Here is a 20,978-nt window from a genome sequence, read left to right as displayed (position 1 = left end):
CCTCGTAATCGGTCGATCTCGTTGATGGCGTGCGCGCAACTCTACGGCGTGAGCAGGGCGCCGTACTTGTAACGTACGGCGCCCGTGTGGCGTTCCGGCGATTTCCCCGCCGGCGCATTTCCTCACATTCCGGCGATCAGCTTCTCCACCCGGTCGTCCACGGAACGGAACGGGTCCTTGCACAACACGGTGCGCTGGGCCTGGTCATTCAGCTTGAGGTGAACCCAGTCGACCGTGAAGTCACGGCGCTGTTCCTGCGCGCGCCGGATGAAGTCGCCGCGCAGCCGGGCCCGAGTGGTCTGCGGCGGAACGGACTTGCCCTCGAAGATCTTCAAGTCGTTGCAGATCCGCGCCGCCTGACCCTTCTTCTCGAGCAGGTAGTACAGGCCACGACGGCGGTGGATGTCGTGGTAGGCGAGGTCTATCTGCGCGACCCGCGGATGCGACATGGTCATGTTGTGCTTGGCCCGGTACCGCTCGAGCAGCTTGTACTTCATGACCCAGTCGATCTCGGTGCCGATGCGGTCGAGGTCCTCGGTCTCGATCGCGTCCAGGGTGCGGCCCCACAGCTCCAGGACCTGCTCCACGGTGCCGGTGCGGATGCCGCGGCGCTCGCAGAAGTCCACGGCCTTCTCGTAGTACTCGCGCTGCACCTCCAGGGCGGAGGCCTCGCGTCCGCTGGCCAGCCGGACCTTGCGGCGGCCGGTGATGTCGTGGCTGACCTCGCGGATCGCCCGGATCGGGTTCTCCAGGGTGAGGTCCCGCATCACGGTGCCCGCCTCGATCATGCGCAGTACCAGGTCGGTGGCCCCGACCTTGAGCAGCATGGTCGTCTCGGACATGTTGGAGTCGCCCACGATGACGTGCAGGCGGCGGTAGCGCTCGGCGTCCGCGTGCGGCTCGTCACGCGTGTTGATGATCGGCCGGGAGCGGGTCGTCGCCGAGGAGACGCCCTCCCAGATGTGCTCGGCCCGCTGGCTGACGCAGTACACCGCACCGCGCGGCGTCTGGAGCACCTTGCCCGCGCCGCACAGCAACTGCCGTGTGACCAGGAACGGAATCAGAATGTCCGCGAGCCGGGAGAACTCCCCGTGCCGGGCGACCAGATAGTTCTCGTGGCAGCCGTAGGAGTTGCCCGCCGAATCGGTGTTGTTCTTGAAGAGGTAGACGTCGCCCGCGATTCCCTCCTCGTGCAGGCGTCGTTCGGCGTCCACCAGGAGTCCTTCGAGAATGCGCTCGCCCGCTTTGTCGTGGGTGACCAGTTCGATCACGTTGTCACATTCCGGTGTGGCGTATTCCGGATGTGAACCCACGTCGAGATAGAGGCGGGCGCCGTTTCGCAGAAAGACATTGCTGCTGCGGCCCCATGACACGACACGGCGGAAGAGGTACCGCGCCACCTCGTCAGGAGACAGGCGGCGCTGTCCCCTGAACGTGCACGTGACGCCGTACTCGTTCTCCAGCCCGAAAATGCGGCGGTCCATGAGGGAACATTACGCCCGATCCCCTGAACTGAAACGGGGTTCGACGGCACGGTTTGGATCATTTTCCGAACCGGCGGCAACCACCGCTCCCCCACCGGGAGCTGCGAGTACCCGCCCCGTGGCGGTCAAAACCAGCAGGGACACGCCCCCGGCGACCCCCGGCACGGCGAAGCCCCACAGGGCCCCGCCCACCTCTACGACGGGTCCCGCGACGCCCGTTCCGACCGAGTGGCCCACGGTGAACGTCGTCACCAGCCAGGAGAACGCCTCGGTGACCGTGCCGCGCGGCGCGTGCCGGTCGACCAGGACGAACGCGCAGGCGATGGCGGGCGCGAGGAAGACCCCGGCGAGGGCGGTCAGCGCCACCATGGGCACCGCGTCCGGCATGAGCATCAGCGGCAGGTAACACACCACCAGAAGGGCGACCAGCACCCGCAGTCGCCGCGCGGGCTCACCGGCCCACTGCCGGGCCCCGTAGACGGCGCCGCCGACCAGCGCCCCGAACCCCAGGGCCGCCATCAGCCAGCCGTACACGACGTCACCGCCGTGCTCGTCCGCGTAGGGCACCGAGGCGACCGTGATGGACCCGAGCGCCATCCCGATGAACAGGAACGCCGCCAGCAGCGCCAGCAGCCCCGCCGAGCGCAGCGCGCCCAGCCAGTGCGCCTCCCGCGGTGCCGACCGCCACGCGCGCGAGGGCGGCGACACCACCACGGACAGCGCCCCCAGCACCCCGACCGCGTTCAGCACGAGCAGCGCGGCCTGGGCGGACCACAGGGACACGCACAGCGTCACGAGCAGCGGCCCGACGGTGAACATCACCTCCTGGGCCACGGCGTCCATGGCGTACGCGGTGTGCACGTGTTCCTCCTTGCGGAGGACGGACGACCACAACGCCCGCAGCCCGCCCTCGAGGGGCGGCGTGAAGAGCCCGGCACCGGCCACGGCGGCATAAGCGAGGGGCAGCGATCCGATCCCGGCGAAGGCGAAGACGGCCATGGCGAGCCCGGAGAGAACGGCCGCCGGCAACTGCACGCGCGGCTGCCCGCGCAGGTCCACGAGCCGGCCCAGCACCGGCTGGCCCACGGCGTTGGCGACGCCGTACACGCCCGCCAGCGCCCCCGCGAGGCTGTACGAACCGCCTTCGGCCCGTACGAACAGCAGGATCGCGATGGCCGCAGTGGCGTTGGGCAACCGGCCGACGAGCGTGCCGACGAGCAGCCGGGCGGCGTGTCGCGCCCGAAGGATCTCCAGGTATCCCGTTGCCATGTCCCCGCCCTAGGTTTTACGTATAACGTCGACTCCCATACGTACCATGGCCGCTGTTCACGAGTCCAGACGAAGGAGCAGCCCGACGGTGGCACGAGGCAGCACCCGACCCACGAGCCGGGACGTCGCCCAGGCCGCCGGCGTGTCCCAGGCGGCGGTCTCCCTGGTCCTCGGGGACAAGTGGCGCGGGCGCGTGTCGGAGGCGACGGCGCAGCGGGTCCGCGAGGCCGCGCGCGACCTCGGCTACCGCCCGAATCTGGCCGCCCGCAACCTGCGCCTGGGCCGTACCCGCACGGTCCTCCTGGTGGTCCCGGCCCTGACCACGGAGTTCTTCGCCGGCGTCTACACGGGCGCCACCCGCGTCGCCGCCGAGCACGGCTTCGGCGTGGTCCTCTACCCCTCCCCCGAGGGAATCGGCCCCGCCCGGGACCCCTTCGCCTCCGCGCAGGCCGCGCTCGACGGCGTCATCGCGTCCTCCATGGCCGCGGACGCGCTGACCGCGATCCGCGGGGAGGCGCTGCCGCTGGTGATGCTGGACAGTGACCCGGCGGGCAGTCTGGGGGCGGCGACGGTCAACCTGGACATCGCCGACGGTGTCCGCCAGGTCGCGGAACACCTGCTGTCCCTGGGGCACCGCCGGTTCCTCCACCTGGCGGCGGACGTGCCGTCCTGGACCTTCGAGGTCCGTGCCCGGGAGCTGGCGGCGCGCCTGGCCGGGGTGCCCGGCACGTCCGTCCGTACGGCGCGCTCACCGATCTCCATCGAGGGCGCGGTGGCCGCGGCCGAAACCGCCCTCTCGGGGCCCGGTCCCCGTCCCACGGCCGTGGTCTGCGACGACGACCAGCTGGCCGCCGGCACGTACAAGGCAGCTCGCCGTCTGGGCCTGCGCGTCCCGGACGACCTGTCGGTCACCGGCCTGGACGATCTGGCCCTGGCCACGGCGATCGACCCCGAGCTGACGACGGTCCGACTGGACGCCGAGCTGTTCGGTGAACGGGGTATGGCGGCGCTGCTGGCCGTCCTGCAGGGCCGTGAGCCCGAGGACGGGGACATCCCGGTGCGGCTCGTTGTACGGGGCTCTACGGCACCGCCGGGACCGCGGTAGCGCCCGTTGTCGCTGAGGCCGGGTGGGTCCGCAGCCCGGCGGAGCGGGGTGCCGCTGCGCCCACCCGTGCCGCCCTCAGCGGCACGATTGCCCGCAGCCAGGGTGCCATGACGCCCGCAGCGGTTGGCGCGTCAACAGACAGCCAGTCGGTTCGCAAACCCCATCGCGCCGTTCCCCGCCGCACCCGCGCAGGCCGCCGCAGGCACAGGCCGCGCGCCCCTGCCGCAGAACGGCCGGGGCGCGCGGCAGTGGACGATTACTCGCCGTCCGACGCCTCCGCCTCGGCGTCCGCCTCGGCCTCCGACGCCGTGCTCGCTCCGTCCGCCTCCAGCAGCCGGCCCAGCTGGCGCCCACTGATCCGCTTGAACTTCCGCTTCTGCGGCCGCGTACGGTCCAGCACCGCCACTTCCAGCCGCTCCGCGGGGATCTCCCGCTCGCTGCCGTTGGTGTCACGGGACAGCGCCTGCACCGCCAGCTTCAGCGCCTCGGCCAGCGTCATACCGTCCTGGTGGCGCTGGTCCAGATAGTTGCTGATCTGCTCCGCGTTGCCCCCCACCGCGACCGAGCCGTGCTCGTCCACGATGGAACCGTCATGCGGCAGCCGGTAGATCTGGTCGCCCTCGGGCGTCTCCCCGACCTCCGCGACGACCAGCTCCACCTCGTACGGCTTCTCCGCCGCGCTGGAGAAGATCGTGCCCAGCGTCTGCGCGTACACGTTCGCCAGGCCCCGGGCCGTCACATCGTCCCGGTCGTAGGTGTAACCCCGCAGGTCGGCGTAGCGCACACCGCCGATCCTCAGGTTCTCGTACTCGTTGTACTTGCCGGCGGCCGCGAAGCCGATCCGGTCATAGATCTCGCTGAACTTGTGCAGCGCGCGGGACGGGTTCTCCCCGACGAACACGATGCCGTCGGCGTACTGCAGCACGACCAGGCTGCGACCACGGGCGATGCCCTTGCGGGCGTACTCCGCCCGGTCGGCCATCGCCTGCTGGGGTGAGACATAGAACGGCGTCGACACCGGTTATCCGTCCCTCTCTTGAAGATTCCGTCGGTTCACTGGACCACCCTCATGAAGACAGCCCGCTGCTCACAGCAGCGCGGCCCGCGGACCGTCGGGCTGCTCCAGACGCCGCTCCAGAATCGACCGCGCGATGTCGGACGACTCGTTCTCGGAGAGCCGGCGGAAGCCGTCCTCGGTGATCACGGTGACGATGGGATAGATCCGGCGGGCGACATCGGGACCGCCGGTCGCCGAGTCGTCGTCTGCCGCGTCGTAGAGCGCCTGGACCACCAGCGTCGTGGCCTCGGACTCGCTCAGGTCGTCCCGGAAGAGCTTCTTCATGGCGCCGCGAGCGAAGATCGACCCGGAACCGGTGGCCGCGAAGTTCTGCTCCTCGGAGCGCCCGCCCGTGACGTCGTAGGAGAAGATCCGCCCCTTCTCCCGGTCCACGTCGTACCCGGCGAAGAGCGGGACGACGGCCAGTCCCTGCATGGCCATGGCGAGGTTCGAGCGGATCATCGTCGACAGCCGGTTCGCCTTGCCCTCCAGCGACAGCTGCGCGCCCTCGACCTTCTCGAAGTGCTCCAGCTCCAACTGGAACAGCTTCACCATCTCCACGGCCAGACCGGCCGTGCCGGCGATGCCGACGGCCGAGTACTCGTCGGCCGGGAAGACCTTCTCGATGTCCCGCTGCGCGATGACGTTGCCCATGGTGGCCCGCCGGTCACCGGCGAGGACGACACCGCCGGGGAACGTCACGGCCACGATCGTCGTGCCGTGCGGCGCCTCGATCGCGCCCTGCACCGGCGGCAACTTCTTGTTGCCCGGAAGCAGTTCGGGCTGGTGATCGGAGAGAAAATCCATGAAGGAGGAAGACCCTGGCGTCAGGAAGGCAGCTGGTAGACGCCCGGTGCTACGAGTGTTGGCTTCCACGCGATTCCTTCCACGTATGCGACAGCCCGCCCTGTGACGTCGGGCCGATCCTTGGAACAATCCCGGTCCGGTTGCGACCGGGGGCTCGGTATGCCACGGACCCTACCCGTCCTTCGGCGGTGATCCACATGCCCGGCGGCTCCAACTCCGAGGGAGCCCCGCCGCATTTGCCCGCCCTTCCTGCCCGGCGGGTCACCGGGCCCCGGACGCCACCGACGCCGGAGCGCCGCACACGAGGGCACCACGTCATGCACTGCCCCGCGCGCAGCGCTCCGCGCTGGCTCGTCCGTCACCCACGGCACCCCGTGGCCTTCGGAATGAAGGCTCAGGCGCCTTACTGGCCACCCTTTTGAACGAAGGACCGCACGAAGTCCTCGGCGTTCTCCTCGAGGACGTCGTCGATCTCGTCCAGAACCGAGTCCACGTCGTCGCTCAGCTTCTCGTGACGCTCCTTGACGTCCTCCGAAGCCTGAGCCTCTGCCGCCTGCTCCTCGACCTCCTCGGTGGACCGGGTGGCCTTCTGCTGTCCGCCGCCGGTGTCCTTGGTCGCCATATCCCTCACCCCGCTCGGTTCGCCCGACACAGTTGCTCGGTCAAGATCAGACCCTACTCGCCGGGTCTGACAATGGCCCCGCTGTTGCTCCAACGTACGGGGACCACCTCGATGATTCCCGGACCTGGGATTTTCCACCCTGTCCGGCGGGCCCCACCCGAGTACCCGTTGACCGCGCTCACCCGCCCGAAAGGACCCTGACCAGGTCTTCCGCGGTGCGGCAGCGGTCCAGAAGCTCCTTGACGTGATTACGCGTTCCGCGAAGCGGTTCCAGGGTTGGAACGCGCTGGAGGGAGTCCCGGCCCGGCAGGTCGAAGATCACCGAGTCCCAGGACGCCGCCGCCACGTCGTCCGCGTACTGCTCCAGGCAGCGGCCGCGGAAGTACGCGCGCGTGTCCTCCGGCGGCGCCGTACGGGCCCGCTCGACGTCCGCCTCGTCCAGCAGCCGCTTCATGCGCCCGCGGGCCACCAGACGGTTGTACAGGCCCTTCTCGGGCCGTACGTCGGCGTACTGCAGGTCGACCAGGTGCAGCCGTGCCGCGTCCCAGTCGAGGCTGTCCCGGCGCCGGTAGCCCTCCATGAGCTCCCGCTTGGCGACCCAGTCCAGCTCGCCGGCCAGGCTCATCGGGTCGTGCTCCAGACGGGTGAGGGTGTCCTCCCAGCGCGACAGGACGTCCTTGGTCTGGTCGTCGGCGTCCGCGCCGAACCGCTCCTCCACGTACTTGCGCGCGAGCTCGTAGTACTCCATCTGAAGCTGCACCGCCGTGAGCGTACGGCCGCTGCGCAGCGTGATCAGACGCTTCAGGGACGGGTCGTGCGAGACCTGGTGGAGGGTGCGGACGGGCTGGTCGACGGCGAGGTCGACGGCGATGAAACCGTCCTCGATCATCGACAGGACCAGGGAGGTCGTCCCCAGCTTGAGGTACGTCGAGATCTCCGACAGGTTCGCGTCACCGATGATCACGTGCAGGCGCCGGTACTTCTCGGCGTCCGCGTGCGGCTCGTCGCGGGTGTTGATGATCGGGCGCTTGAGCGTCGTCTCGAGGCCGACCTCGACCTCGAAGTAGTCGGCCCGCTGGCTGAGCTGGAAGCCGTGCTCGTGCCCGTCCTGGCCGATGCCGACGCGGCCCGCGCCGGTGAAGACCTGGCGGGAGACGAAGAACGGCGTGAGGTGGCGCACGATGTCCGAGAAGGGGGTCTCCCGCTTCATCAGGTAGTTCTCGTGCGTGCCGTAGGACGCGCCCTTGTTGTCGGTGTTGTTCTTGTACAGGTGGATCGGCTGGGCACCGGGCAGCTGGGCGGCCCGTTCCGCGGCCTCCGCCATGATCCGCTCGCCGGCCTTGTCCCAGAGGACCGCGTCCCGCGGGTTGGTGACCTCGGGGGCGCTGTACTCGGGGTGTGCGTGGTCGACGTAGAGCCGTGCGCCGTTGGTGAGGATCACGTTGGCCAGGCCGATGTCCTCGTCGGTGAGCTGGCTGGAGTCGGCGGCCTCGCGGGCGAGGTCGAAGCCTCGGGCGTCCCGCAGCGGGTTCTCCTCCTCGAAGTCCCAGCGGGCCCGGCGGGCCCGGTGCATCGCCGCCGCGTAGGCGTTCACGATCTGGGACGAGGTGAGCATGGCATTGGCGTTGGGGTGGCCGGGGACGGAGATTCCGTACTCCGTCTCGATGCCCATTACTCGCCGTACGGTCATGCGGCCCTCCTTGCCCGGCGGCGCCCTCGGTCGTGGGCGCCACTCAGATACCGCTGGCGCTCGGTTGCGTGTGCGGTGCCCGTCCCCGCACTGCGCGACTTGGCGGTACGCAAGAGCCTAGAACGCCTTTGCGCTGGTGGGGAGATCATTTGCGTCATTGCGTTGCTCCACCCGTGGCCTGAAAAACAGTCGGCTGCGGGTACCCGTCGAGGGCACCCGCAGCCGCCCTGCCTTTTACAGGTACTGACCGGTGTTCGCCACCGTGTCGATGGAGCGTCCGGTGTCCGCGCCCTGCTTTCCGGTGATGAGCGTACGGATGTACACGATCCGTTCGCCCTTCTTTCCGGAGATCCGGGCCCAGTCGTCCGGGTTGGTGGTGTTGGGCAGGTCCTCGTTCTCCTTGAACTCGTCCACGCAGGCCTGGAGGAGGTGGGAGACCCGGAGGCCCTTCTGGTTCTTCTCGAGGAAGTCCTTGATCGCCATCTTCTTGGCGCGGCCCACGATGTTCTCGATCATGGCGCCGGAGTTGAAGTCCTTGAAGTAGAGAACTTCCTTGTCGCCGTTGGCGTAGGTGACCTCCAGGAAGCGGTTCTCCTCGGATTCGGCGTACATCTGTTCGACGGCCGTCTGGATCATGCTCTGGACCGTGGAGGCCTTGGATCCGCTGTGCTCGGCGAGGTCGTCGCTGTGCAGCGGGAGGCGCTCGGTGAGGTACTTGCCGAAGATGTCCTTGGCCGCCTCGGCGTCCGGACGCTCGATCTTGATCTTCACGTCCAGCCGGCCGGGACGCAGGATGGCGGGGTCGATCATGTCCTCACGGTTGGAGGCACCGATCACGACCACGTTCTGCAGGCCCTCCACGCCGTCGATCTCGGCGAGCAGCTGCGGGACGATGGTGTTCTCCACGTCCGAGCTGACACCGGAGCCACGGGTGCGGAAGAGGGACTCCATCTCGTCGAAGAAGACGATGACGGGGGTGCCCTCGCTGGCCTTCTCACGGGCCCGCTGGAAGACGAGGCGGATCTGCCGCTCCGTCTCACCGACGTACTTGTTCAGGAGCTCGGGGCCCTTGATGTTGAGGAAGAAACTCTTGCCGGCGGCCTGGCCGGTCACCTCGGCGACCTTCTTGGCCAGCGAGTTGGCGACGGCCTTGGCGATCAGGGTCTTACCGCATCCGGGGGGCCCGTACAGCAGGACACCCTTCGGCGGCCGCAGTTCGTGCTCCTTGAACAGGTCCGGGTAGAGGTACGGGAGCTCGACCGCGTCGCGGATGGCCTCGATCTGGCCGCCCAAGCCACCGATCTGCTCGTAGCCGATGTCGGGGACCTCTTCGAGGACGAGCTCCTCGACCTCGCTCTTGGGCACGACCTCGTAGACGTAGCCGGAGCGGGGTTCGAGCAGGAGGGCGTCGCCGGGGCGGATGGTGACGTCCAGCAGCGGCTCGGCGAGCCGTACCACCCGCTCCTCGTCGGTGTGCCCGAGCACCAGGGCCCGCTCGCCGTCCTCGAGGATCTCCTTGAGTGTGACGATGTCGCCGACGCGCTCGAACTCCATGGCGTCGACCACGTTGAGCGCTTCGTTGAGCATCACTTCCTGGCCGCGCCGGAGCTCGTCGAGCTCGACGCTGGGGCTTACGTTCACCCTGAGCTTGCGGCCGCCGGTGAAGATGTCGGCGGTGCCGTCCTCGTTCGCCGTCAGGAAGACACCGAAGCCGGCCGGCGGCTGCGCGAGCCGGTCGACTTCCTCCTTGAGGGCCACGATCTGGTCACGAGCCTCACGGAGCGTGTTGGCGAGCCGCTCGTTCTGCGCGGACACGCCGGCCAGATTGGTCTGCAGCTCGACGATCCGCTCTTCGAGAATCCTCGTGTGTCGCGGAGAGTCGGCGAGCTTACGTCGCAGGACGGCGATCTCCTGCTCAAGGTAGGCGATCTGCCCGGCCGGGTCGTCGGACCCGCGTCCCGGGCGGATGCCGCGGTTCATGTCGTCGTCGTGGGCTGCCACGGTCCTCACCTCCTCCAAGGGGAGCTGGACGCTTCCAGACCCTACCTGGGCGGGTGTCGATTGAAACCCCTAGATCACAAAGACGGTCGGGGTGTGTCCGATCTTCACCCTTGCGCTCTCCCTCACGCCAGGGGAATACCCAGCGAACATGATTGGAACCCAGCCTCAGGTACGGTCGAAGCGTTCAACACCCGTCAGAGCTGGCCGGATTCCCGGCACGGCTCGACGCATGAAACGGCAGGAGACATGAGCGTGCAGCAGGAGGCCGGGGTCGACGGCGATGCGCTGGAGGTCTGGATCGACCAGGACCTGTGTACCGGGGACGGCATCTGCGCCCAGTACGCGCCCGAGGTGTTCGAGCTGGACATCGACGGTCTGGCCTATGTGAAGAGCCCCGACGACGAGTTGCTCCAGGACAAGGGCGCGACAACGCCCGTTCCGCTGCCGCTTCTCACGGACGTGATCGACTCGGCGAAGGAGTGTCCGGGCGAGTGCATCCACGTACGTCGAGTTTCGGACAGGGCCGAGGTCTACGGACCGGACGCAGAGTGACTACTTCTCTACAGTCCGTCACTCCTGTCTGATATCTCACACGCGGGGGCGCAGAGGCCTCACACACTGCGGGCACCGGCCGGTGTCGAGCGCACGAACGCGCCGCTGTGCCAACGCCATTTCGCGTCGCTGTGCACATCGGGGCAGCAACGCGGCACATCGGACGACGAGTAGCCGAGGAGCGTGGCCGTGACGGCGCCGTCGCGTACGGCGAAGTCGCTGACGGTGGTGCCGTCCTCGGGGTCGAGCAGGGTCGCCACCACGCGCGGTTCGCCGCCGTCCCTGCCGCGGGTGAGGACGTACACGCCGTCCGGCGGGGTGCCCATCGGGGAGTCGCAGTGGACCACGGCCACCGTCTCGGGGTTGCCGTCGCCGTCGAGGTCGCCGGAAGCCCGCTTCTGCACCACGGCCTTCACCGGGCCGCACTCGATCGGGAACGTCACCGCGGCCGGGTCGGGCGGCGCGAGGTGCGCCGGAGTGCTTCTGGTCTCGGGGCCGGCCGCCTGGGCCGCCGTGGCCGCTCCCGGCTGGAGGAACGAGGAGAGGGCCACGACGCCGGCGACAGCAGTCGCGGTGGCGAGCCAGTGGATGGGGCGGGTGTGGGTGTGGGCGAGCTCCGGGACGGCGGAAGGCTGCACTAGGAGTGTCTCCTGAGGGCTGTGCCGGTGGGTGGCCAAGATGGTGCCACACGTCACACCGCGAGGGAACGGCGGGGTGTGCAGGTCCTGCGCCGGGGAAGTCAGAAGGGTTACGGTCCCTGCCGCTGCGTCAGCGGCAGGGACCGTCGCGCGCCGCTGCGGGCCCGCGTCACGTCGGCAAGGCGGGCCGCCGGGGGCCCGTTTCAGGTCAAGGGGGACACGCGCTGGTTCACCCGTGGCGGCGGCCCGGGCAACAGTGAGGCGCCGCGGCGGAGTTCCGGGAGTGTGCCCGGGAACTCCGCCGCGGCGCCTGTGCGTTGTGCGGGGCGGCGGGTCGTCTCAGCGGCCGGTGCCGCCGTCGGCGTTGGGGCCGGCGTAGTCCTCGCCGTAGGCGCCCTTGGCGGGGCGGCGGCGACGCATGGGCGGCTCGACGCCGTCGGCGAGGCGGCGGGCGGTGAGCAGGAAGCCGGTGTGGCCGATCATCCGGTGGTCCGGGCGGACGGCCAGGCCCTCGATGTGCCAGTTGCGGATCATCGTCTCCCAGGAGGTCGGCTCGTTGAAGCAGCCGATCTCGCGGATGGACTCGACCGTCCGGGCGAGCTGGGTGGTGGTCGCCACGTAGCAGCACAGGATGCCGCCGGGGACCAGCGCCTTGGAGACGGCCTCCAGGCACTCCCAGGGGGCGAGCATGTCGAGGATGACGCGGTCGACGTCGGCGTCGGACAGGTTGTCCTGGAGGTCGCCGACGGTGAGCTGCCAGGCGGGGTGCGGGCCGCCGAAGTAGCGCTCCACGTTCGCCTGGGCGATCTCGGCGAAGTCCGCGCGGCGCTCGTAGCTGTGCAGCATGCCCTGGTCGCCGATGGCGCGCAGCAGGAAGCTGCTGAGCGAGCCGGAGCCGACGCCGGCCTCCACGACGCGGGCGCCGGGGAAGATGTCGGCGAAGGCGAGGATCTGCCCCGCGTCCTTCGGGTAGACGACGGCTGCCCCGCGGGGCATGGACAGGACGTAGTCGGGGAGCAGGGGGCGCAGCGCGAGGTAGGCGACGTTTCCTGTGGTGCGGACAACGCTGCCCTCGGGAGCGCCGATCAGTTCGTCGTGCGGGAAGGAACCCTTGTGGGTGTGGAAGTTCTTCCCGGCCTCGAGCGTGAACGTGTAGTGGCGGCCCTTGGGGTCGGTCAGCTGTACCTGGTCCCCGACCTTGAAGGGCCCGCGCCTGCGGGCGGCACCGGTCGGTTCGGACATGTGACCAGCCTACCGGCACCTGAGAGGGCCTCCGACCACGGTCCGACCCCTAGGAGGGGCGGGCCATGGCCTTCACGAAGGCTCGCTCCACGTCGGCCGCGGACAGGACGCCGTAGATCTCGCCGGTCTCCTCGACGACCAGGTACTCGGTCGCGGGGGTCGCCCGGAGCGCGTCCAGGAGCTCCTCGCCGGACAGTTCCGCCGAGACGCGCATGCCGTCGGTCAGGTCCTGGGCGAGGCCGCTGACCGCGACCCAGGGGCGGCGGTGTTCGGGCACGCCGACGATGGCGGCCTCGCGGACGAGGGAGACGGGGTTGCCGTGGGCGTCGACGACGACCAGGGCGCGGGCGCCGGCGGCGTTGGCGCGGCGCAGGGCCTCCGAGAGCGGGGTGTGGCTCTCGACCGGGACGGCGCGGCGGGTGAGCGCTCGGGCGCGCAGTTCGGGGAGGTGCTCGCGCAGGCGGGCCATGCGCAGGCTGTTGCCGGCGCCGGTCCAGATGATCGCGGCGAGGATGGCGGCGAGCAGGGCGTCCAGGACGGTGTCCATGCCGACGTTGTCCACGGCGTCGGTGCCGAGGGCGCCGGACTGGGTCAGCAGCGGCAGGCCGATCAGGACGGAGACGGCGAGGGCGCGGCCGACCCAGGCGGCGGCGACGGTGCCGGTCATCGGCTTGCCGGTGATCTTCCAGACGACCGCGCGGAGCATGCGGCCGCCGTCCAGGGGCAGGCCGGGCAGGAGGTTGAAGGCGGCCACGATGAGGTTGGAGATCATCAGGCCGGCCAGCAGCACGCCCGGAACCGTGCCGGGTTCCACGGTCTGCATGGCGGCGTAGAAGACGCCGGCGAGGACGAGGGAGAGCAGCGGTCCGACGAAGGCGAGCACGAACTCCCGTCCGGGGGTCTCGGCCTCCTTCTCGATCTCGGAGACGCCGCCGAAGAACTGGAGCTGGATGCGGCGGACGGGGAGCTTGAAGCGCAGGGCGGCGACCGTGTGGGCCAGCTCGTGCACCAGCACGGACGCGTAGAAGGCGACCGCGAAGAACAGGGAGACCAGGTAGCGGGCGGCGCCGAGCTGGGGCAGCACGCGCTCCAGCTGTCCGCCGAACACCCAGGTGATCAGCGCGGCGACGAGGAACCAGCTGGGCGCGACGTAGACGGGCACTCCGAACGGCCGCCCCATCAGCAGTCCTCCACGCGGCTCCGGGCGCTGGGGCGCGGGGCCCTTGCCGTCGGCCGAGTGCGCGAGGTGGCGGTCACCGGTGCCGGGGGTGGCGTGCCGGCTGTGCGCATCGGGCTTGCCCGCGGCGGAGTCCGTGTGCGGCCCGGCGGCGTAGGCACGGTCGGGGTGTGCGTCGCCCTCCGGCGGAGGGTTGCCGGCGTCGTGGTCGCCGTGGGCGGGGGCCTTGCGCAGGGCGTCCGGCTCGGGGCGGCCGGAGTGCCTGTCGGCCTCCGACGAGTGGGTGCCGTCGTCCTCACCGTGGGCGGGGGCCTTGCGCAGGGCGTCGGCCTCCGGGCGGTCCGCGTGCGCGTCGGCCCCGGAACGGCGGCTGTCGTCGCGGGCGAAGCCCTCGGGGCGGTCCGCGTGCGCGTCGCCCTCCGAACGGCTGCTGCCGTCGTCCTCGCCGTGCGCGGAGGCCTCCGCGCGGTCGGGGTGCGCCTGGGGTGGTGCTTCCGGAGGGCCGTCGGTGGTGGCGGCTGGGTCGTGGCCGGGTGCGCGGTCTCCCGGCCGCACGGCCGGACGGCCGGTGCCGGGCGCCTCGGCCGCTGCCGGGTCGGCCGTCGGTCCGGGTGCCTGGGGAGACGGGCGGTCGTCCGGCCGGGTCGGCGGCGGCGCGGCAGGGGCGTCGTCGTCACTCGTGGAGGTGAACCGCCGTACGTCCGTGGACTGTTCGTCGGCGGGGGTCGGGTCGGTGGCCCGGGCCGGAGGCCCTGCGTGGCGCTCGGCCGACTCCTCGTTGCCGGACCGCGGCTGCCCGCGCCCGCCGCTCTCGTCCACCGGTGTCCCCTCGTTCGCATCGTCTCCCGCGCCTGCCGGACGGGAGGGTCTCGAGTCGATGGTATGCGTCCGTCGAGGTGCCTTCCGCCCCGGCACCCCTGAGTTTCCCTCCGTCCCGTCTCCTCACTCCTGCCCGCGGCGTGACCGCGGCTGGGTCACTGTCAGTGGCGGCCCGTATGGTCTGGGGCATGGAGACGAGCACCGAGGGCGCCGCGCAGCCCGACAGCAGCCCTGCCGCGGCGGTGGAACCGCCGGTCCCGGCCGGGTCCGTGGAGGCGGTCATCGAGACGGCAGTGGAGACGGCGGCCGGGACCGCGCCCACGGCCATACCGCCCGCCTCGCTGTCCCCCTCGCGTGCCAGTGACTTCATGCAGTGCCCGCTGCTCTACCGCTTCCGGGTCATCGACCGGCTGCCGGAGAAGCCGAGCGAGGCGGCGACCAGGGGCACGCTGGTGCACGCGGTCCTGGAGCGCCTCTTCGACGCCCCGGCGGCCGAGCGCACGGCGCCCCGGGCGAAGTCGCTGATCCCGGGCCAGTGGGACCGGCTGCGGGAGACGCGGCCGGAGGTCGTGGAGCTCTTCGCCGACGACCCCGAGGGCGAGCGGCTGGCGCGCTGGCTGGGCGAGGCCGAGCAGCTCGTCGAGCGCTGGTTCACCCTGGAGGACCCCAGCCGGCTGGAGCCGGCCGAGCGGGAGCTGTTCGTCGAGGCCGAGCTGGAGTCCGGGCTGCGGCTGCGCGGCATCATCGACCGGGTCGACGTGGCGCCCACGGGCGAGGTCCGGATCGTCGACTACAAGACGGGGAAGGCCCCCAGGCCGGAGTACTCCGAGGGTGCCCTGTTCCAGATGAAGTTCTACGCCCTCGTGGTCTGGCGGCTGAAGAACGTGGTGCCGCGGCGGCTCCAGCTGGTCTATCTCGGCAGCGGCCAGGTGCTGACGTACGACCCGGTCCTCGCCGACCTGGAGCGGGTCGAGCGCAAGCTGCTCGCGCTGTGGGAGGCGATCCGGCTGGCGACCGAGACGGGCGACTGGCGGCCGCGCCCCACGAAGCTGTGCGGCTGGTGCGACCACCAGGCCCACTGCCCGGAGTTCGGCGGCACTCCCCCGCCGTACCCGCTGCCGCTGCGGGCGACCGGCCAGGGCGGCTGAGTCCGGCGGCCTCGCGCAGGGCAGAATGGGGCCGGACTAGCGAAGGAGACTTACGTGGCCATCCGCGTCCTACTGGTCGACGACCAGCCCCTGCTCCGTACGGGCTTCCGGATGATCCTGGAGGCCGAGCAGGACCTCGCGGTCGTCGGCGAGGCCGGAGACGGCCTCCAGGCGCTCGACCAGGTGCGGGCGCTCCAGCCCGATGTGGTCCTGATGGACATCCGCATGCCGCGGATGGACGGCGTGGAGGCGACCCGGCAGATCACCGGTCCCGGGCGGGACGGTCCGGCGAAGGTCCTGGTGCTGACCACCTTCGACCTCGACGAGTACGTGGTGGAGGCGCTGCGGGCCGGTGCCAGCGGCTTCCTGCTGAAGGACGCTCCGGCCAACGAGCTGGTGCAGGCGATCAGGGTCGTGGCCGCGGGTGAGGCGATGCTCGCGCCGAGCATCACCAGGCGCCTGCTCGACAAGTACGCCACGCATCTGCCGTCGGGCGAGGAGCCCGTGCCGGACACCCTGCACACGCTCACCGACCGCGAGGTCGAGGTGCTGAAGCTGGTGGCGCGCGGGCTGTCCAACGCCGAGATCGCCGCGGACCTGTTCGTCAGCGAGACCACCGTCAAGACGCACGTCGGGCACGTGCTCACCAAGCTGGGCCTGCGCGACCGCGTGCAGGCAGCGGTGTACGCGTACGAGAGCGGGCTGGTGCGCCCCGGCGCGCAGTAGACACCCGCGCACCGGAGACACAGAGGGCGCCCCCTGCCGAGCAGGGGGCGCCCTCTTCCTTCACGCACGCGGGTGCGTCAGGAGTCCTTGCTCAGCTCCCAGAAGCGGAACACGGTGGACGCGTCGAGGCAGTACTCCAGTCCGTAGACGCCGTCGCGGACGACCGCGTACTGCTTGGCCTGCCACACCGGCAGGACGGGCAGTTCGTCGGCGACGATGTCCTGGAGCTCGCCGAACTCCTTGTCGGTGGCGGCGCGGTTGGTCAGGGCGGCGGTGCGCGGGATGAGCGTGCCGGTGATGGTGCCGTTGTCGTAGTTGTTGCCCAGCACGTTGCCCTTGCCGAAGAAGGGGGCCGTGAAGTTGTCGGCGTCCGGGTAGTCGGGCACCCAGCCCTTCACGTAGACGCCGTACTTGCCGGCGGCGATGTCCTTCTCGTACTGGCCGAAGGGGACGGACTTGACGTCGGCGTCGAACAGGCCGCTGGCATTGAGCTGGCCGGCGATGGCGTTCAACTCCTGGTCGGTGGCGGGGCCGTAGCGGGACGGCGTCGACCACAGGGTCAGCTTCACCTTGCCGTCGATGCCGTCGGCGCGCAGGGCTGCGGCCGCCTTGGACTTGGAGGGGCGGGCGCCGTAGGTGTCGAAGAAGGCCGTGTTGTGACCGGCGATTCCGGCCGGGATGATCGAGTACAGCGGGGTAGCGGTGCCCTGGTAGACGTCCTTGATGAGGGCTTCGCGGTCGATCAGGTGGGCGATGGCCTTGCGTACGCCGGACTTTCCGGCGACCGGGTCGTTCATGTTGAACACCAGGTGCTGGACCTCGGCGCTGCTGCCCTCTACGACCTCGACTCCGGTGCCGTCGTCGGCCTTCTCCATGTCCGCGATGTCGCCGGCGGTCAGGCCGCGGTAGGCGATGTCGACGTCCCCGGCCTGGATCGCCTGCTTCAGGGCGGTCTGGTCGCCGTCGAAGAACTTGAGCGTCACGCCGGTGTTCTTCACCTTGGCGGTGCCCTTGTAGTTCTCGTTGACGGAGAAGACGGCCTGCTCGTCGTCGATCGAGTCGAGCTGGTAGGGGCCGGAGCCGACGGCCTTGCCGTCCTTGCGCAGCCCGTCCGCGTCGTACTGGCGGTGGTCGACGATGGAGCCGGCGCCGGAGGCGATCTTGCTCGGGAAGGTGGCGTCGGCCGTGTTGAGCCGGAAGACCACCGTCTTCTCGTCCGGCGTCTCGACCTTCTCCAGCGTGGGGAACATGATCGCGGGCCCGTCGGGGTCGTTGATCTTCAGCATGCGGTCGAAGGAGAACTTGACGTCCTCGGAGGTGAGCTGGTCACCGTTGCTGAACTTGAGGCCGTCCTTCAGCGTGCACTTGTAGACCGTGGTCTGCGTGTCGCTGAAGGCGCAGCTCTCGGCGGCCTCGGGCTGGGGTTCCGTGGCGCCCTTGGGGAAGCTGAGCAGCGACTGGAAGACGTTGTTGAACAACAGCCAGGAGCCGGGGTCGTAGCCGGAGGCCGGGTCGGTGGCCAGGACGTCGTCGGACATCCCCACCACCACGTTGGAGCCGTCCCCCGCGGAGTCTCCGGTCTCCGTTCCACAGCCGGTCAGCAGGCCGGAGGCGAGCCCCGCCACGATGGGCAGGACCGGCCACTGGTTGCGTATGTTCACGTGTGTGCCCTGTCGTCGGTTCTCGAGAACGCCCGGAGCATGTCCCTGGCTCCGGGGCACGGTTCCCCGGGGGCCGCGGTCACCGGCCCCGGGGTTCCAGTGGGTCCGTCAGCCACTCACGCCCCGGCCGAGCTCCCACAGCTGGAGCGTCGACGAGGAGTTGAGGGCGTACGCGGTACCCGTGATGTCGTCGCGCGCGGCGACGTACTGCTTGCCCTGCCACAGCGGCAGCACCGGCACGTCGGAGGCGACGATGTCCTGAATGTCCGTCAGGCTGGTGGAGGCGGACAGCCGGTCCGCCTCACGGCGGGACTCCGGAATCAGGGTGTTGCGGATCTGGCCGTTGTCGTACGGCGAGCCGAGGGTGTTGTCCTTGTCCAGGAACGGCGCGAGGAAGTTGTCCGCGTCCGGGAAGTCCGGGAACCAGCCCATGCCGTAGACGTCGTACTCGCCCTTCTTCTCGGCCGGGCGGAACGTGTCCCACGGCGTGCCCTTGATGCTGACGTCGAACAGGCCGCTGGAGTTCAGCTGGTCGCGGAGGACCTCGAACTCCTGCTTGGTGGCCGGACCGTAGTGGTCGGTCGTGTAGTGCAGCGTGAGCTTCACCGGGGTGGTGACGTTCGCCTGGTTCAGCAGGGCGCGGGCCTTGGTGACGTTCGGGTCGCCGTACTTGTTGAAGAACGAGTTGGAGTGGCCGGTGACGCTGGCCGGGACGAGCGAGTACAGCGGCTCGGCCTGGGAGCCGTAGACCTTGGAGACCAGCTCGCTGCGGTTGACGACCTGGGCCATCGCCTGGCGTACGGCCTTGGACTTCACGGTCGGGGCGTCGGTGTTGAAGCCCAGGTAGCGGATCTCCAGGCCGGGCATCTCGACGAGGTCGATGGCGGTGTCCGCGTCGCCCGAGAGCTTGCGGATCTGCTCCGGCGACATGGTGCGGGTCATCAGGTCGATGTCGCCCTTGTTCAGGGCCTCGCCCATGGCGTCGGTGTCCTTGAAGGAGACCATCTCGACCTTGTCGTTGTTCACCTTCAGGCTCCCCTTGTAGTCGGGGTTCCTGGTGAACCGGGCCTTGACCATCTCGTCGTTCTCGACCTCGGCCTTGAGCGTGTACGGGCCGGAGCCCTCGAGGTCGAAGCCGTCGCGCAGCTTGTTCTTCGGGTAGTCGTCGGGGTCGACGATGCCGGCGACCGGGGTCGACAGCTTGTACGGGAAGGTCGCGTCGGCGGTCTTGAGGTGGAAGATGACCTCGCGGTCGCCCTGCGTCTCGACGGTGTCGATGGTGGACAGCAGCGCGAACACGCCGCTGTCGGCCTTGAGGGAACGGGCGCGGTCGATGGAGTACTTGACGTCGGCCGCGGTGACGGGGTCGCCGTTCGCGAACTTCAGGCCGTCGCGCAGGGTGCAGGCGTAGCGCTCGTTGCCGGTGTCGGTGAAGCCGCATCGCTCGGCGGCCTCCGGTACCGGCTCGCCCTCGCCGCGCGGCTGGATCATCAGGGTCTGCACGGTCTGGCGCAGGATGTTCCAGGTGCCGACGTCGTAGGCATACGCCGGGTCGAGGGGCGCGGGGGCGTCCTTCGAGGCGGTGAACCGGTCCGTGGTGCCGACGACGATCGCGCCGCCGTTGTCGCTCCCGCTGTCGGACCCGCCGCATGCGGCGAGCACCGGCGCGAGCAGGCCGATCACGGCCGGCAGCACCAAAGTCTTGCGGTTCATGCTCGAGTTTCTCCAGAGCTGTCGACTCCGTGTACCCGGCATGCAGGGGTGGCGCAGCGGATCACGGGGGGTGGGGCGATGTTCTCGCGTCGAGATTAGTCGCGGTCGGCAGGAGGGTTCGCCGCCACCGGAGTTGAGCACCCATCACGCTGCGGAACCGGGCGTGGACGCACTGAAAACCCGACAGCGGAAGCTTTGGTGCAGCGTTCCACCAATCGGGACACAAGGGCACGCCGACGGCCCCCCGGAGGGGGTGCAATGCACGCACCGGACCTGCTGTCGACCCCGGACCGCGTGGGGAACGTCACACCCGTAAACGGGTGCGAGGGTACGGGAATTCGATCCTCCGGGGAGTTCGAATTCACCTTCGGAATTACCGCTCTAACGCCGCTGCACGCTGGGTGAACACCTAGCGCATTTCCGTCATCAGGCCGTGCAGAAATGTCAGGTCGACCTCTTCGAGAGAGGTGACGATCGTGCGCCTCAGGGCCGGGGCGATGGGAGCCACGGAGGGCACCGCCACGACCTGGCAGCCCGCGGCCTCCGCGGCGGCGACTCCGGTCGCGGTGTCCTCGATGACGGCGCACCGGACGGGGTCGGCGCCGAGTCCGGCGGCGGCCGCCAGGTACGGGTCCGGGTAGGGCTTGGTGCGCGGGACCTCGTCTCCGGCCACAGTCAGGGCGAAGTGGTGCGCGCCCAGAGAGGTCAGCACCCGGTCGATGATGCGCCGGTGCGAGGCGGAGACCAGGGCCGTGGGGATCTCGTACTCGTACAGCTCGGCCAGCAGCCGGCCGGCGCCGGGCATCAGCGGCAGGGCGCGGCCGATGCGGTCCTCGAAGCCGTCGTTGAGGAGCACGGTGAGCTCGTCGAGGGTGATGTCGGCGCCGGTGGCCTCGATCAGGAACCCCGCGCTGCGGGTCATGGGGCCGCCGACCACGACATGGCGCCAGGACTCGTCGAGCCTGTGGCCGAGGGAGGCGAAGACCTCGACCTCGACGTCCCACCAGAAGCCCTCCGTGTCCACCAGGGTGCCGTCCATGTCGAGGAGCACGGCCTGCAGGGCCGAGCCTTCGGCCGTACGTGTACCGAGCGCGGGGACCGTACTGGTCATCCACCTACCTCCTTGAGGGACGATCAGGCCGGTTCCCACGTGGGAACCGGCCTGCAGTGGACCGACCAGTCTACGTCGTGTGCGGACGAAGCGCCTCGTTTGACCGCTGTGCCCCCGGGCACACCGTGGATACGCCGGGGGCCGCCGTGCCCTGCG

Annotated in this window: 16 protein-coding genes and 1 pseudogene; 4 read left to right on the top strand and 13 right to left on the bottom strand. The window is 69.9% G+C overall.

Annotated elements, in window-relative coordinates:
* Positions 1–122: 122 nt before the first annotated feature.
* Positions 123–1,484, bottom strand: coding sequence for a Pup--protein ligase (gene pafA / locus MQE23_RS35355; protein ID WP_020274871.1), 1,362 nt, complete (start codon positions 1,482–1,484; stop codon positions 123–125).
* A 9-nt stretch (positions 1,485–1,493) separates the two neighbouring features.
* Positions 1,494–2,753 carry an MFS transporter gene (locus MQE23_RS35350; protein ID WP_243381255.1) on the bottom strand — a complete coding sequence of 420 codons (1,260 nt, stop codon included), beginning with the start codon at positions 2,751–2,753 and terminating at the stop codon, positions 1,494–1,496.
* A gap of 46 nt (positions 2,754–2,799) precedes the next feature.
* On the opposite strand from MQE23_RS35350, the gene MQE23_RS35345 reads away from it, so the two are divergent.
* Positions 2,800–3,858, top strand: coding sequence for a LacI family DNA-binding transcriptional regulator (locus MQE23_RS35345; protein WP_128092634.1), 1,059 nt, complete (start codon positions 2,800–2,802; stop codon positions 3,856–3,858).
* A gap of 256 nt (positions 3,859–4,114) precedes the next feature.
* Here the strand turns inward: MQE23_RS35345 and prcA are convergent, their stop codons facing one another.
* The 5 genes from prcA to arc form a co-directional block, all read right to left on the bottom strand.
* Positions 4,115–4,876 (bottom strand): proteasome subunit alpha, encoded by a 762-nt coding sequence (gene prcA / locus MQE23_RS35340; RefSeq protein WP_020274875.1) that lies wholly within the window; start codon positions 4,874–4,876, stop codon positions 4,115–4,117.
* A gap of 69 nt (positions 4,877–4,945) precedes the next feature.
* Positions 4,946–5,791, bottom strand: a complete 846-nt coding sequence (gene prcB / locus MQE23_RS35335) for a proteasome subunit beta (protein ID WP_037671283.1) — start codon at positions 5,789–5,791, stop codon at positions 4,946–4,948.
* A gap of 334 nt (positions 5,792–6,125) precedes the next feature.
* On the bottom strand, positions 6,126–6,344 hold the full coding sequence (locus MQE23_RS35330) for a ubiquitin-like protein Pup (RefSeq protein ID WP_010045349.1): 219 nt from the start codon (positions 6,342–6,344) through the stop codon (positions 6,126–6,128).
* Positions 6,345–6,522: 178 nt separating this feature from the next.
* Positions 6,523–8,034, bottom strand: a complete 1,512-nt coding sequence (gene dop, locus MQE23_RS35325; RefSeq protein ID WP_341868291.1) for a depupylase/deamidase Dop — start codon at positions 8,032–8,034, stop codon at positions 6,523–6,525.
* A gap of 234 nt (positions 8,035–8,268) precedes the next feature.
* The gene (gene arc / locus MQE23_RS35320) at positions 8,269–10,035 is read right to left on the bottom strand and encodes a proteasome ATPase (RefSeq protein WP_037671286.1); all 1,767 of its coding nucleotides are present in this window, start codon (positions 10,033–10,035) and stop codon (positions 8,269–8,271) included.
* Between the two features lie 246 nt (positions 10,036–10,281).
* Between arc and MQE23_RS35315 the strand changes: the two genes are divergently transcribed.
* Positions 10,282–10,587, top strand: coding sequence for a ferredoxin (locus MQE23_RS35315; RefSeq protein WP_020274879.1), 306 nt, complete (start codon positions 10,282–10,284; stop codon positions 10,585–10,587).
* A 59-nt stretch (positions 10,588–10,646) separates the two neighbouring features.
* On the opposite strand, the gene MQE23_RS35310 is transcribed toward MQE23_RS35315, so the two are convergent.
* The 3 genes from MQE23_RS35310 to MQE23_RS35300 all read right to left on the bottom strand — a co-directional run bounded on the left by MQE23_RS35310 (position 10,647) and on the right by MQE23_RS35300 (position 14,463).
* On the bottom strand, positions 10,647–11,225 hold the full coding sequence (locus MQE23_RS35310) for a hypothetical protein (protein ID WP_243381253.1): 579 nt from the start codon (positions 11,223–11,225) through the stop codon (positions 10,647–10,649).
* 339 nt (positions 11,226–11,564) lie between these two features.
* Positions 11,565–12,467, bottom strand: a complete 903-nt coding sequence (locus MQE23_RS35305; protein WP_020274881.1) for a tRNA (adenine-N1)-methyltransferase — start codon at positions 12,465–12,467, stop codon at positions 11,565–11,567.
* Between the two features lie 49 nt (positions 12,468–12,516).
* Entirely contained in the window at positions 12,517–14,463 is a 1,947-nt protein-coding gene (locus MQE23_RS35300; protein ID WP_243381251.1) for a site-2 protease family protein, read from the bottom strand.
* A gap of 188 nt (positions 14,464–14,651) precedes the next feature.
* Here MQE23_RS35300 and MQE23_RS35295 point away from each other — a divergent pair.
* Together MQE23_RS35295 and MQE23_RS35290 are read left to right on the top strand one after the other, a co-directional pair.
* Positions 14,652–15,651 (top strand): annotated as a pseudogene (locus MQE23_RS35295) (RecB family exonuclease).
* A 14-nt stretch (positions 15,652–15,665) separates the two neighbouring features.
* Positions 15,666–16,337 carry a response regulator transcription factor gene (locus MQE23_RS35290; RefSeq protein WP_010045368.1) on the top strand — a complete coding sequence of 224 codons (672 nt, stop codon included), beginning with the start codon at positions 15,666–15,668 and terminating at the stop codon, positions 16,335–16,337.
* A 77-nt stretch (positions 16,338–16,414) separates the two neighbouring features.
* On the opposite strand, the gene MQE23_RS35285 is transcribed toward MQE23_RS35290, so the two are convergent.
* The 3 genes from MQE23_RS35285 to MQE23_RS35275 all read right to left on the bottom strand — a co-directional run bounded on the left by MQE23_RS35285 (position 16,415) and on the right by MQE23_RS35275 (position 20,822).
* Complete coding sequence (locus tag MQE23_RS35285) at positions 16,415–17,998, bottom strand: ABC transporter substrate-binding protein (protein ID WP_020274884.1); 1,584 nt, start codon at positions 17,996–17,998, stop codon at positions 16,415–16,417.
* Positions 17,999–18,106: 108 nt separating this feature from the next.
* Entirely contained in the window at positions 18,107–19,711 is a 1,605-nt protein-coding gene (locus MQE23_RS35280; RefSeq protein WP_020274885.1) for an ABC transporter substrate-binding protein, read from the bottom strand.
* Positions 19,712–20,120: 409 nt separating this feature from the next.
* Positions 20,121–20,822 carry an HAD family phosphatase gene (locus MQE23_RS35275; protein ID WP_020274886.1) on the bottom strand — a complete coding sequence of 234 codons (702 nt, stop codon included), beginning with the start codon at positions 20,820–20,822 and terminating at the stop codon, positions 20,121–20,123.
* Positions 20,823–20,978: the final 156 nt, after the last annotated feature.

It is taken from the genome of Streptomyces sp. HP-A2021 (assembly GCF_022807935.1).
GTDB lineage: Bacteria > Actinomycetota > Actinomycetes > Streptomycetales > Streptomycetaceae > Streptomyces > Streptomyces afghaniensis.
Note: the sequence above shows the minus strand (reverse complement) of the source record. Positions and strands in the feature narration are given on the sequence as shown.

Coding starts and splice junctions, on each gene's coding strand:
- pafA (WP_020274871.1), bottom strand. CDS start 1,484: ATGGACCGCCGCATTTTCGGGCTGGAGAACGAGTACGGCGTCACGTGC.
- MQE23_RS35350 (WP_243381255.1), bottom strand. CDS start 2,753: ATGGCAACGGGATACCTGGAGATCCTTCGGGCGCGACACGCCGCCCGG.
- MQE23_RS35345 (WP_128092634.1), top strand. CDS start 2,800: ATGGCCGCTGTTCACGAGTCCAGACGAAGGAGCAGCCCGACGGTGGCA.
- MQE23_RS35330 (WP_010045349.1), bottom strand. CDS start 6,344: ATGGCGACCAAGGACACCGGCGGCGGACAGCAGAAGGCCACCCGGTCC.
- dop (WP_341868291.1), bottom strand. CDS start 8,034: ATGACCGTACGGCGAGTAATGGGCATCGAGACGGAGTACGGAATCTCC.
- MQE23_RS35315 (WP_020274879.1), top strand. CDS start 10,282: ATGAGCGTGCAGCAGGAGGCCGGGGTCGACGGCGATGCGCTGGAGGTC.
- MQE23_RS35305 (WP_020274881.1), bottom strand. CDS start 12,467: ATGTCCGAACCGACCGGTGCCGCCCGCAGGCGCGGGCCCTTCAAGGTC.
- MQE23_RS35280 (WP_020274885.1), bottom strand. CDS start 19,711: ATGAACCGCAAGACTTTGGTGCTGCCGGCCGTGATCGGCCTGCTCGCG.
- MQE23_RS35275 (WP_020274886.1), bottom strand. CDS start 20,822: ATGACCAGTACGGTCCCCGCGCTCGGTACACGTACGGCCGAAGGCTCG.